At 27.1% G+C, this 13,776-nt stretch carries 10 protein-coding genes; 7 read left to right on the plus strand and 3 right to left on the minus strand.

Features of this window, described 5'->3' with window-relative positions; translation table 11 throughout:
• Window positions 1-5 precede the first annotated feature (5 nt).
• Window positions 6-809 (minus strand): undecaprenyl-diphosphate phosphatase, encoded by an 804-nt coding sequence (locus tag ATCC9714_RS03535; protein ID WP_080653490.1) that lies wholly within the window; start codon window positions 807-809, stop codon window positions 6-8.
• Between the two features lie 149 nt (window positions 810-958).
• On the opposite strand from ATCC9714_RS03535, the gene ATCC9714_RS03540 reads away from it, so the two are divergent.
• The 4 genes from ATCC9714_RS03540 to ATCC9714_RS03555 all read left to right on the plus strand — a co-directional run bounded on the left by ATCC9714_RS03540 (window position 959) and on the right by ATCC9714_RS03555 (window position 6,261).
• Window positions 959-1,867: a tyrosine-type recombinase/integrase gene (locus ATCC9714_RS03540; protein WP_021128844.1), complete on the plus strand. Its 909-nt coding sequence runs from the start codon at window positions 959-961 to the stop codon at window positions 1,865-1,867.
• A 70-nt stretch (window positions 1,868-1,937) separates the two neighbouring features.
• Entirely contained in the window at window positions 1,938-3,380 is a 1,443-nt protein-coding gene (gene purB, locus ATCC9714_RS03545; RefSeq protein ID WP_021128843.1) for an adenylosuccinate lyase, read from the plus strand.
• A 293-nt stretch (window positions 3,381-3,673) separates the two neighbouring features.
• The gene (yjeM, locus tag ATCC9714_RS03550) at window positions 3,674-5,218 is read left to right on the plus strand and encodes a glutamate/gamma-aminobutyrate family transporter YjeM (protein ID WP_021128842.1); all 1,545 of its coding nucleotides are present in this window, start codon (window positions 3,674-3,676) and stop codon (window positions 5,216-5,218) included.
• A gap of 182 nt (window positions 5,219-5,400) precedes the next feature.
• Window positions 5,401-6,261, plus strand: a complete 861-nt coding sequence (locus ATCC9714_RS03555) for a hypothetical protein (protein WP_057544460.1) — start codon at window positions 5,401-5,403, stop codon at window positions 6,259-6,261.
• A gap of 62 nt (window positions 6,262-6,323) precedes the next feature.
• Here ATCC9714_RS03555 and aspD read toward each other — a convergent pair whose 3' ends face one another.
• Window positions 6,324-7,946, minus strand: coding sequence for an aspartate 4-decarboxylase (gene aspD / locus ATCC9714_RS03560; RefSeq protein WP_057544461.1), 1,623 nt, complete (start codon window positions 7,944-7,946; stop codon window positions 6,324-6,326).
• A gap of 319 nt (window positions 7,947-8,265) precedes the next feature.
• Between aspD and ATCC9714_RS03565 the strand changes: the two genes are divergently transcribed.
• Together ATCC9714_RS03565 and ATCC9714_RS03570 are read left to right on the plus strand one after the other, a co-directional pair.
• The gene (locus ATCC9714_RS03565) at window positions 8,266-9,411 is read left to right on the plus strand and encodes a sensor histidine kinase (protein WP_244465153.1); all 1,146 of its coding nucleotides are present in this window, start codon (window positions 8,266-8,268) and stop codon (window positions 9,409-9,411) included.
• A 96-nt stretch (window positions 9,412-9,507) separates the two neighbouring features.
• The gene (locus ATCC9714_RS03570) at window positions 9,508-11,376 is read left to right on the plus strand and encodes a PAS domain-containing sensor histidine kinase (RefSeq protein ID WP_057544462.1); all 1,869 of its coding nucleotides are present in this window, start codon (window positions 9,508-9,510) and stop codon (window positions 11,374-11,376) included.
• Between the two features lie 24 nt (window positions 11,377-11,400).
• On the opposite strand, the gene ATCC9714_RS03575 is transcribed toward ATCC9714_RS03570, so the two are convergent.
• Window positions 11,401-11,949 carry a metal-dependent hydrolase gene (locus tag ATCC9714_RS03575; protein WP_021128837.1) on the minus strand — a complete coding sequence of 183 codons (549 nt, stop codon included), beginning with the start codon at window positions 11,947-11,949 and terminating at the stop codon, window positions 11,401-11,403.
• Between the two features lie 194 nt (window positions 11,950-12,143).
• On the opposite strand from ATCC9714_RS03575, the gene ATCC9714_RS03580 reads away from it, so the two are divergent.
• Window positions 12,144-13,712 carry a ClC family H(+)/Cl(-) exchange transporter gene (locus ATCC9714_RS03580; protein WP_057544463.1) on the plus strand — a complete coding sequence of 523 codons (1,569 nt, stop codon included), beginning with the start codon at window positions 12,144-12,146 and terminating at the stop codon, window positions 13,710-13,712.
• The last annotated feature ends 64 nt before the right edge of the window (window positions 13,713-13,776 follow it).

The following is a 13,776-nucleotide window of genomic DNA, read 5'->3' on the forward strand; positions in this document are numbered from 1 at the left end:
TTATATTAAAGTATAAAGTTAAAATAAGCTAAAACTATTATACCAAGAACTATTCTATAGTAACCAAATGCTTTAAAGTCATGTTTCTTGATGTAATCCATTAAGAATTTGATTGCAAATACAGAAACTATAAATGCTGTAACAAATCCTACTCCTATAACTCCCCATTCAAACCCTGAAAAGCTAGCTCCAGTTTTTAATAATTTTAAACCACTAGCTCCAAACATTGTCGGTATAGCTAAGAAAAATGAAAATTCAGCAGCTATATATCTAGATGCTCCTAAAAATACAGCACCGATTATAGTTGCACCAGATCTAGATGTACCTGGTATTAATGCTAAGCATTGGAAAATACCTATACCGATTGCTAATTTATATGTAAGTTGAGAAAAATCGCTTACAATAGGTTTTTTATTTCTATTTTCAAGTATTATCATAATAACTCCGTAAAGAATAAGTGTTATAGATACTGTAGTTGGATTAAAGAATAATGCATCTATTGCATCATCAAATAAAAATCCTAATATTGCAGATGGTATGACAGCAACAATAACCTTAAGCCATAAATCTATAGTAGCTCTTTTTTCTTTTTCGGTTTTAGAATTATCTAAAGGATTTAATTTCCTAAAGTAAAGTGTTAATACTGCTAGTATTGATCCTAGTTGTATTACTACCATAAAAGTACTTACAAAAACATCTGTTAAATTAAATTTTACAAACTGCTCAACTAATATAAGATGTCCAGTACTACTTACAGGAAGCCATTCAGTTATACCTTGAACTATACCAAGTATAACGGCTTTTAACATTTCTATCAAATTTAACTACCTCCTAATTATAAATATATTTTAACCATAAGTTAAAGTATATCAAGATTAAGGGAGATATTCAATATATTAGAATATATTAAAGAGTTATTAAAAAATAAATTAATTAAGTATAAAAATAGGGGGCAAAAATGGAAGAAAAAGTTTTATTGAATGAATATGAATTTGAGATTTTTAATGATTTTTCTAAAAAACATAATCCAGCTACTAAACATGATTATTTTAGCAAAATTATACTATTTAAGGACTTTATTAAAAATAAAGAATTAATTGAAGTATCGAAAGAAGATTGTAAGGGGTTTGTAGAATTTGTAAGGGGAAGTTATGCAAAATCTACTTCAGAAAAGATTTATAGCTATTTACATAGTTTTTATAATTTTATGAAAAAGCAGGGATATATAGAGGTAAATCCTTTTAAATTTGTGGAAAAACCTCAAGTTAGTAGAATAAAAACTAAAGATGATGTGCTTAGTATACAAGAAATTAATAAGCTAATAGATAGCTTACCAAGGCTTAACATGAGAGATAGGCTTATAATGATATTCTTAGTTACTACAGGATGTTTATTAAATGAATTAGTTAATTTAAAATGGAAAGACTTAATGTTAGATGAAAAAAATAATGCTTATGTAAGGTTAGGTAAAAACAAAAGAGAGAGAGTTGTTAAGTTACATCCGTATTGTTTTTCTACAATAGAATCATACAGAGCTTACTTAGGTCTTCCAGAAATGATAATTCCATCAGATGATTTTGTATTTGTAAGTCAAAAAAGAAGTTCTATAACAGATAGAAATGTCAGAATAATAGTAAAGAAAGCATTAGATATAGCAGGTCTTAGCAATTATTCTGCAAAAGATTTTAGACATTCATTTGCAGCTATAAGTTTAAGACTTGGAGCAGGAACTGAAGACATAAAAAATCAACTTGGCTGGAGTGATAAGTATTACGCTATTAGATATAAATATGTAATTAATTTTGTAGACAGTGAAAGTATAGATTATATTATGGATAGTGATAAAATGAACATAAATAAAAAATAACTTGTTATCGTTCGTAAAATTATATATAATTAATTTATAAAATAAAGACATAAGGAAGGTGCTAATTAATATGGAAAGTAAATATAGTACATATGCAAATCCGTTAATAGATAGATATTGCAGTAAAGATATGAGTTATATATTTTCTCCACAATATAAATTTTCAACTTGGAGAAGACTATGGGTTGCTTTAGCAGAGTCAGAAAAAGAGTTAGGGCTTAATATAACAGATGAGCAAATAAATGAATTAAAAGCTAATATAGATAATATAAATTTTGATGAAGCTAGAAAAATAGAAAAAGAAGTAAGACATGATGTAATGAGCCATGTAAAAGCTTATGGATTACAATGTGATAGTGCAAAAGGTATAATACATTTAGGTGCTACTAGTGCTTATGTAGGAGATAACACTGATGTTATACAAATGACAGAAGCGCTAAAACTTATAAGAGTAAAATTAGTTAACTTAATTAATAATTTAAAAGATTTTGCAATAAAAAACAAGGATATACCAACTTTAGGATTTACACATTTCCAAGCAGCTCAACTTACAACAGTAGGTAAAAGAGCTTGTCTTTGGGCTCAAGATTTATTAATAGATTTAGAAGATTTAAACTTTAGAATAGAACATATGAAACTTAGAGGTGCTAAAGGGACAACTGGTACACAAGCAAGTTTCTTAAGTTTATTTGAAGGTGATAATGAAAAAGTAAAAGAATTAGATAAGCTAGTTTGTGAGAAAATGGGATACAAAGCTTCTTATGCTGTAAGTGGACAAACATATACTAGAAAATTAGATTATCAAGTAATATCTATACTATCTGGTATAGCTCAAAGTATGCATAAAATGACAAATGACATAAGATTATTACAAAGTTTAAAAGAGTTAGAAGAACCATTTGAGAAAAATCAAATAGGTTCATCAGCTATGGCTTATAAAAGAAACCCAATGAGAAGTGAAAGAATAGCATCTTTATCTAAGTATGTTATAGCTGAGTCTTTAAGTCCAGCACTTGTACAAGCTACTCAATGGCTAGAAAGAAGCTTAGACGACTCTGCAAATAAGAGACTAGCTATACCTCAAGCATTTATGGCAGTTGATGCTATACTTGAAATAGGTATAAATGTAACTGATGGACTTGTTGTTTATGAAAACATAATAAACAAACATATAAATGAAGAATTACCTTTTATGGCAACTGAAACTATACTTATGGAAGCTGTAAAAAGAGGTGGAGATAGACAAGAGTTACATGAAGTAATAAGAGAGTATTCTATGCAAGCTGCAAAGAGAGTTAAACAAGAAGGTAAGGATAATAACTTATTAGAATTAATATTAGCAGATTGTGAAACCTTTAAAATGAGTAAAGATGAAATACTTGCTATAATGGATCCTAAAAACTTTGTTGGTAGAGCGCCAGTACAAGTTGTTGAGTTTGTTGATGAGACTATTAAACCAGCTATAGAAGAATTTAAGGATTCTATGGGCATAAAAATAGATTTAAATGTTTAAAAAATAGAGGTTTTAACCTCTATTTTTTTATGAAAATTCTAAAAATTATGGTTAAAAAATAAAAAGCTATAAACATAAATAATTAGAAGTCTAGAGGAGATAATATATGGTATAAAGGTTGAAATGTTAAGAAAATCTAAAAATTCAATTAAATTTAAAACGTATTGGAAAAAATGTAGAATTATGATATTATATGTAAAGTACAAAAGGTCAATTAATTAATATAATAAAATAATTAGTTGAAAACCTTTAAATGTAAAAAGTATTTGTACAATTTAAGAGGAGGAAAACAAATGGCAGGAAATACTAATAATGCTAAAAAATTAACATTAGTACCCCTAGTACTTATGATATTTACATCAGTATTCGGGTTTGCTAATATGCCAAGAGCCTTTTTCCTAATGGGATATGCAGCTATACCTTGGTATATATTAAGTGCAGTTTTATTCTTCATACCATATGCATTTATGATGGCTGAATACGGATCTGCATTTAAAAAAGAATCAGGTGGTATGTATTCTTGGATGGAAAAATCAGTTGGGCCTAAATATGCGTTCGTAGGAACATTTATGTGGTACGCATCTTATATTATTTGGATGGTAAACGTTGCATCAACTTTATGGATACCGTTATCAAATGCTATAGTTGGATACGATGCTACATCAACTTGGTCTTTATTTGGATTAAGTTCAGTTCAAACATTAGGTATCATAGGAGCATTATGGATAGTTTTAGTTACTTACGTATCTACTAAAGGTATAGAAAAGATAACAAAAGTGACATCTATAGGTGGTACTGCAGTTGCATTACTAAACTTAGTTTTATTAATTGGTGGAGTTGCTGTTGTAGCAATGAATAAAGGTGAATTTGCAGAGCCTATACATAATGTGGCTAAAGCATTTACAAATTCTCCAAACCCAGCTTATCAAACTCCTGTAACTGTATTATCATTCTTAACATTTGCAATATTTGCATTTGGTGGATTAGAAGTTTTAGGTGGATTAGTTGACCAAACTGAAAATGCTGAAAAAACTTTCCCTAAAGGTCTTACTTTAGCGGCTATAGTAATATCTATAGGATATGCATTAGGTATATTTGCTTGTGGTATGTTTACTAACTGGAGTGATATACTATCAGGATCAAATGTAAACATGGCTAATGTTGCTTATGTATTAATGCAAAACTTAGGATATCAATTAGGTGTTGCATTTGGAGCTAGTGAAGCTACTTCATTAGTAATGGGTGCTTGGGTTGCTAGATTCGTTGGATTATCAATGTTCTTAGCATTATCAGGAGCATTCTTCACATTAACATATTCTCCACTAAAAACTCTTATAGAGGGTGCACCAAAAGAAGTTTGGCCTGGAAAATTAGGAGAAATAAAAAATGGTATGCCTATAAATGCTATGAAAGTTCAAGCTATAATAGTTATAGTTATGATACTTGTTGTATCATTTGGTGGTAAGAGTGCTGAGAAGTTCTTTGCCTTACTAGTTCTTATGACTAACGTTGCAATGACTATACCTTACTTATTCTTATCAAGTGCATTCCCTGCATTTAAAAAGAAACAATTAGAAGGTAAAGTAGATAAAGCTTTTGTAGTTTATAAAAGTGTTGGATTAGCAACAACTTTTGCTGTAATAATAGGTATATTAGTTGGATTTGCTAATGTATTTACTATAATAGAACCAACATTATCTTCACCAGCAGGATTAACAGATACATTAACAATGATAGCTGGGCCAGTAGCATTTGGTTTAATAGGATTCTGGTTATATAGTAGATATGATAAAAAATACGGAAGAAAATCAAACGATAACAATAAAAAAGCTAGTTAATATTAACTTAAATTAATAAACATACACCTATCATATTGATAGGTGTATTTATTTATATACAAAAATATACATATTTAAGACAAATAAGCATATTTTTATATATAAATAAACAAATATTTAGTATACTATAATAGTAACAAAGGCTTAATAGGAATTAGACAAAAGGTATAGGAGGAATAATTTTGTTAAAGAAGTTATTAAATTTTATAAAGACAAATAAAGAGGAAAAGATAAATAAAGAAGAAATAGAGTTACATATTGAACAAGAAATCATTGAAGAGAAAGTTATAAAATCTGAAGAAATAATAATTCAAGAAGACATATCCAATGAACCTGAAGAACCTGAAAAAATAGAAACAATCAAATCGATAAATCAAGTTGCAGAAGAAACGAAAGATGATAAAGAACAAAATGAAGAAGTACATATTCTAACAAAAGAAGAACAAGACTATATAAAACTTGTAAAAATACAAAGAGGTAAAAAAATAAAAGCAATAGATGTTTATACTAACGAAGAAATTATATTTGATACTCATAAAGAATGTAGTAAAAAATTAGGAGTACCAATTGATTACATAAAAGAAAATTTACAATATGGATATACAGATTACTATGGAGAAGCTGTTAAGTTTTTAAGCAAAAAATTAAGATTTGATATTAGTTCTAAAAAAATGGGAGATAAAAATATAAACGAGATATTTAATTTATTACATAATGAACTATGGAATAGTAATATGAGTGAGAGTAAAAGAGAAGAAATTTTATCAAGCAATAAAATTGAACCAATATCTATGTATTATAAATTTAAAACTTTAGATGATGAATATGATGAATATTTTAAAATATATGGGAAGTTAATTAGACGTGGAGGAAAGAAAAAAATAGAGCTTATAGATAAAAAGCATGAAGTTATAGATGTATTTAAATCTATAGATGATTGTGCAAAATTCTTTGAAAAAGATAAATCAGAAATCATTTATAGGTTAAAAATTGGAGATTGTAAGGTAGGAAGATATGAAATTAAATATAGCTTAAGAAGATAATTCTATATTGAAAAGGGACTAATTAATTAGTCCCTTTAGTGTTTTTATATTATAATTAAAATTTATTTATCTTTTCTCCATGTATATACATAGTAGCTTAATACTTCTTTAATAGAATTACCTATGAATGTATAGCATTCATCATCTAAATTTGCTAATGAAACCCTTACAGACCATTCTGGACCATAGAAACCATGTCCACTTAGTAAAACTATAGAGTAATTATTTGCTAATTTAAATAGCACATCTGCAGGTTTATAATTAGTTTTTATAAAATCAGCAAATTCAACCCCATAAGTATTTGTTGCCCATTCCATAATATCAAATATCACATAGTATGAAGCATCATGTATATCTTTTTTTATTTTTACTCCTAAAGCATCATAAAATAATTTTTGTCTACGTTTACAAATAGACATATTTACTTTTTTATAAGAATTTTCTTTATCTATTAATGCAAATGCAGAGAAAAATGACATTTGAACTTGTTGAGGAGTAGATAATCCGGCTGTGTGATTAAGTGCAACTAATCTACTATCTGCAACTATTCTATCCATAAAAGATATTTTATCAGGATTTAAACTCATATCGCTGTAACGTTTATTTACAGATGCTTTTAAATCAGATGGTAATTCATTTATAAGCTTATCAAATACATTATATTCGTGAAGAGCTAAAGTACCTAATCTCCATCCAGTTACACCAAAGTATTTAGAGAAAGAATAAGCACCTATTGTGTTATAAGGTAGGTTTGCCATTATAGATTTAAACCCATTAACAAAAGTACCGTAAACATCGTCTGAAATAATCATTAAATCAGGATGACTATTTTTTACTACGTCTATTAAATTTTTACAACTATTTTCATCCATAGCTATAGAAGCGGGATTGTTAGGATTAACTAAAAATAATGCTTTTATAGACTTATCAGTAAGTTTTTCTAGTTCTTTTTTAGAATATTGCCAAGTATGACAGTTATTTTCATCAACTTCATCTGCATTTATAAAAACAACATCAAAATCATATCTTGGTAAATGAGGTATTTCCAAGTAAGGTGTAAATATAGGAGTAATAATAGCTATTTTATCACCTTTTCTTAATAATTCATTAGCCATTAAAGAGTCAAAGACATAACACATAGCGGCAGTTGCGCCTTCTACAGCGAATATACTTAAAGGACCACCCTTTTTAGTATCATATTTCATTTCTTGAATTAAATATTTTGTTACGATTTCTTCTATATGAACAAGTATTCTATCAGGAGAAGGATAGTTATCTCCAATTATTCCATCTGCTAGTTCAAAAACCCAAGAATCAGGATCAAAATCAAAATTTTCTATACCGTAATCTACTATGTCTTTGGCTAAATTTGCTCCAGGCATATTAATATTTTCATAAATATATTTATAGAAACGAGTAGCTATGCCTTCTTTTTTAGGCATTCCAGCTAAGTCACCTTCATTCCATGTTCTTCTAGTCTCACTAACTGCAAACTGTCCAAATGTAAAAAAAGCTTCACGAGGTGTTGCAGCTGTCCAGTTTGGATTACCACGTCCGGCATCAAGAACTCTTCTTCCACTTTCCATAGCTCTAAATTTAGCCAACTTTATTAACATATCTTTAAATTCAAATGGGCTAATTTTTCCATACATATCATTGATTTCCTTAAAGTTGTACCTACGCATATATACACACTCCTCTGTTATTTGCAATTAAAGTATATAAAACAACAAAATACAAAAATTTTTATTAAATTTATATACATAATATTATAATAAAAATTATGAAAAATAAACCCTAATTTAAATGTATAGAAAATTTAATAAAGTTTAAATTTAATAAAACTAATAAAAATAAAGTTAAAATAAGGTTTGACTTTAAAAATATATGATTTAAATAAAATGTCTAAAAAAAATATGAAAATATAAAAGGGAATCGTTAGAAAAAAATAGAAAATTTAATAATATAATTATTTTTTAATTTGTTTTAGAAGTGGGGGGTATAATGAAATCTAAAGTTTTAAAAATGGATATGGTAGAATATTTACCTATTCCATATATATTTGGAGAATTAGAAAAAAGCATTGGTGGGATTGAGTTTTTTTTGGTAAAAGGAATCAACGATGTTTATACAGATAAATTTAATATAGAAGAAAGTGAGATAGTAGATAAAGATATAAGTGAAATTTTAGAGTTAAATAATTATGAAGAGTTTTTAAAGTGTGTAAAGGAAGAAAAAATTAAACAAATAGAATTTAAAGAGTTTAACGTAGGATATGAGTTGATACCCAGAAAGGTATCAGAAAATGAATATGTAATTTGGTTTATAGATATAACTAAAGAATTAAATTATGAAGAATCCAATAAAATAAAATCAGAATTTTTTGCAAACCTATCTCATGAATTAAGAACTCCATTGAACCTTATATTTAGCTCGCTACAAATTTTAGAGTTAAAAATAAAAAATGCAAATTTTAAAGAAGAGAAATCTATATCCAAATATTTAAATATGGCAAATCAAAACACATATAGATTATTAAAGTTAGTAAATAATATAATTGATTCCAATAAGATAACCTCAGGATATTTTGATTATAGTCCTCAAAATTATGATATTATATATTTTATAGAAGGTATATGTCAATCTGTTGTAGACTTTGCAAAACAAAAAAATATAGATATTGTATTTGATACATATATAGAGGAAAAAGTGGTATGTTTTGACCTTGATAAAATGGAGCGTATAATTCTTAATATTTTATCTAATGCTATAAAATTTAGTAAAGATGGTGGAGTAATTAAAATTGACATTGAAGAAAATGATGATAATATAGAAATTAAAATTTCAGATAACGGAATAGGTATACCAAAGAATAAGTTAAACTCTATATTTGATAGATTTAAGCAAGTTGATGGTAATACAATAAGAAAAGGTGAAGGTAGCGGAATAGGATTATATCTAGTTAAATGTCTAGTTGATATGCATGGAGGAAGCATATTTGTAGACAGTGAAGTTGGAATTGGAACGATATTTAATATACAAATACCAAATAAAATTATTGATGAATGTGAATATACGATAACAGAAAAAAATCTGCAAAATTCTTATATAGAGAAAATAAAAGTAGAATTTTCAGATATATATGCATAAATATTAATCTCGATTACAAATTGTAATCGAGATTTTTGTATTTATTTGCTATAATTAATAATATAAAAATCGGTATATAGATTAAGGGGGATAAACTTGGACTTTAACAAACACTCAGAAGTTTTAGAGGTATGCCCTATACCATGTGTGTGGGGAAAACGCATGACAGATTTTAGAGATAAAAAATCAAGGTATATAATTGAAGGGGGAAATAAACTATTAATTGAAAAGTTAGGGGTAAATAGTGATAAGGAAATAATAGGGAAAAGTGTATCTGAGGTTTTAGGAATATCTAGAAATGAGATTAATTCATTTTCAAGAATTGATGAAAATAAACAAATGAAGTATCAATATGTATGTAATTTAAGAGACATATATAAGGTAACTTTAAGTATGTGTGAAGATGATAAGTTTTTTATTTGGTTTGAATCGTATCATATAAACAACAATTATAGCTTAGCCATACAAAATAATTTAAAAGCTATGATATGGATAAAAGATGTAAATGGAAGATATATAAAAGTTAATAGGAATTTTGAAGAAATAACGGGATTAGAAGATATAGATATAATAGGTAAAAAAAATTCTCAGCTTAATATAGGAAATACTTTTGAGTATATGGAAGAATATGAAAAACTTGTACTTGAAAAAAAAGAACATGTTATTGAAAAAACAATTTTTGAAGATGATGAATGGATAAGTGTATTTATTCATCCTATGTATGACAATGAAAGAAATATTATAGGCACTTATGGTTTTAAAATTTATGATTATGTTAATTCAAAAACTCCAATAGGTATAGAAAATAGAAATAAGATGTTAGAAATTATAGTGGATAACTTACCAATTCCTATATTCTATAAAGACAAACATGGAGTTTACTTGTATTGTAATGAAGCTTTTGATGAATTAATAGAACTAGATAGAGATAATATAATAGGTAAAAAAGATTATGATTTAAATATAGATGAAGAAAGAGTTAAAATGTATAAAGATGCCGATAATAAAGTAATAAAACACAAGGTAACTACTGTAAATGAACTTTATGTAGAAAGAAAATCAGGGGATAAATACATAGAGATAACGAAAGTTCCTTTATGGGATTATAGAAAAAAAGTTATAGGAGTAATCGGAATTGTAATTGATTTAACACAGAAAAAAGCAACTGAAATAGAACTTGAAAAGCTGAGGCTAGACTTTTTCTCAAACTTAACTCATGAATTTAGAACTCCTCTAAATTTAATATTTTCTTCAGTACAATTAATTGATCAAAGCATCTCTAATATAAAAAAAGGAGATGTAAATGTATTAATAAGATACCTAAGAATAATAGAACAAAATGGTATGAGACTTTTAAAATTAGTAAATAATTTAATTGACTCAACTAGAATAGACTCGGGATGTTTAGATTATAACCCACAAAATAAAGATATAGTTGCTTTTGTAGAAAATATTTGTGAGTCTGTTGTTGAGTTTAGTCATTCTCAAAACATTGATTTAATATTTGATACAGACCAAGAAGAGAAAATAATTTCTTTTGATAGTGATAAAATGGAAAGAATAGTTTTGAATTTACTATCTAATGCAATAAAATACAATAAAGAAAACGGAAGAATTGATGTTGGAATTAAATGTAATGAAGATTATATAGATATAAATGTAAGGGATACAGGGGTTGGAATACCAAGTGATAAGATAGGAGATGTTTTTGAAAAATTCAAACAAGTAGACAATAGACTTACAAAAATAAGTGAAGGCAGTGGTATAGGGTTATCAATAGTTAAATCTTTAGTAGCACTTCATAATGGGATGGTAGATGTTAGTAGCAAAGTTGGAGTAGGAACGGAATTTAAAGTTAAAATACCTAATAAGGTGCAAGGGTTTGAAGGCAATAAATATCTTATAAGAAACGAGTCTATAAATATGAATAAAAAAATACAAATAGAATTTTCTGATATATATTAAAGTTATAGCTCCTCATTTGAGGAGCTATAATTTTAATTGTAGCAACATATATAAATTATAAAGAATTAAGTTTATAGAAATAAATTTTAAAATTCTATAGACGTGTTTTTCGCCTTTAGAGCTAGTTTTAAGTCTTGATAATTTCAGGTTAAAACCTAAAGGAAAAAATAAATCCACGCCTTCATAAGTAAAGGCATCTAAAATTATATGAGAAACATAACCAGAAAATATGCCATATGAAGCACATATTAGTATAATATTATTTTCGCCTATTAAGATAATTATTTTTAAAATTTCAGCTAATATTATCAAGAATAAAAGACTATGAGTAAAACCTCTATGTTTACATCTTTTGGAAATGAACTTAGATAAGTAAGGCCATTTCTTACTTATATATGATTTTCTAGTATCTAGGTCAGGAAGAAGCGCTCCTAAATTAGCACATCCAAAACAAATTGAAAAAAGTATTAATTTATATAAAATACTATAATTTTCTAAATATAAACTAGCAAATGAAGAAAAAGTTAAAGCGGTAAGTAAGTATCCTCCAGATGAATGTGTTTCTTTAGTCATTAAAATACCCTTTCTAATCTTGGTTATTTAAATTTTATTATATATTAAAAAAAGTAAATATGGAATCGAACATGGATAAATTGCAAAAAATAGTTCAAAATTAAAATAAATTTATTTTACACATTGTATACAATTTAAAAAAGTTAGATTTAGTAGTATAATAGATAGGTACTATAAAAAAAGGAGGACTCTAGATGGAGAAAGAAAAAACGTGTAACTTATTAAGGCATACTGAAAATTTAAAGTTTAAACTTATACTCGAAAGTGCAATAATAGGAGCAATAGTAGGTTTAACAATAGTACTACACAGAGTTTTACTTGACAAGTTATCTGGACTATTTTTAAATTTATATACTCATAGCAAAGGAAATCTATTAGATACTATAGTATTATTTGGACTTTTAATTATAAGTGGATATATAGTTGCAATAATGGTAAAGAAAGTACCTATGATAAGTGGTAGTGGTATTCCACAAGTTGAAGGTATATTAATGAAAAAATTAAAAGGAAATTGGCTAAGCATATTAGTTAATAAATTCTTAGGTGGACTTTTAGCTCTAGGTGCTGGGTTATCACTTGGTAGAGAAGGTCCTTCTGTACAAATGGGAGCAAGTATAGGAGAAGGATTTGCGAAGATTTTTAAAAGAGTTAGTATAGAAGAAAAATATTTAATTACTAGTGGGGCTAGTGCTGGTTTAGCAGCAGCATTTAATGCGCCAATATCAGGAGTTATGTTTGCTTTAGAAGAAGTTCATAAAAACTTCTCTCCATTAGTTTTACTATCTGTAATGTCGTCTGCATTAATGTCAGACTTTGTTACTAAAAATCTTTTAGGTATTGGTAAATCACTTAATTTTGTTGGAGTTAAAGTTTTAGATTTAAAATATTATTGGCTTTTAATAATACTAGGTGCCATAGTTGGTGTAAGTGGAGTAATATTTAATAGTGGTATATTAAAGACACAGGCTATGTTTAAAAAATCTAAATTAAGTACAGAGATAAAAGTAATAATCCCATTTTTAATAACAGGAGTTGTAGGTCTATTAGCACCTGTACTATTAGGTGGAGGGCATGGACTTATAATGTCATTAGGTAAAGGATCTATAACATTAAAAATGCTATTATTATTTTTATTAGTTAAATATTTACTTACATTTGTAGGATTTGGATCTGGAATACCAGGAGGTATATTCTTTCCACTATTAGTATTAGGAGCGTTGATAGGAAATATATTTGGAATTGTAGCAATAGATATATTTGATATTCCAAGTGTTTATATGTTTAACTTTATAATTCTTGCTATGGCTGCAAATTTTGCTGCTATTGTAAAAGCACCTATTACAGGTATAATACTAATTTGTGAAATGACAGGAAGCTTTGAACATTTACTTTCATTAGCTATAGTATGTGTAGTTGCATATATAACTTCTGATTTATTAAAATCTGAGCCAATATATGAAAGTTTACTTGAAAGATGCTTACAAAGTGGAAATGATAAATTCGAAACAAATATATCTAGAAAAAGTCTTATGGAAATTGTTGTTCATATAGGTAGTGACGTTGAAAATAAAAAAATAAAAGAAATTAAATGGCCAGCAAACTGTTTAATAGTTTCAATAGCAAGAGGTGGAAAAGAAATAATTCCATGTGGAGATACGGTTTTACTAGGTGGAGATTATTTAACTGTAATGGCAGATGAAGAAAATGTAGCATGTGCTCTTGATTGTATAACAGATTTAACATCAAATATAAAATTATTATAGAATTTTATTTACTAAAGTCACATATATATTAAAAGTGTACAAGATAAAAAAATAATATATGTGG

Origin of the sequence: Paraclostridium sordellii (assembly GCF_000953675.1) — a bacterium.
Lineage (GTDB): Bacteria > Bacillota > Clostridia > Peptostreptococcales > Peptostreptococcaceae > Paraclostridium > Paraclostridium sordellii.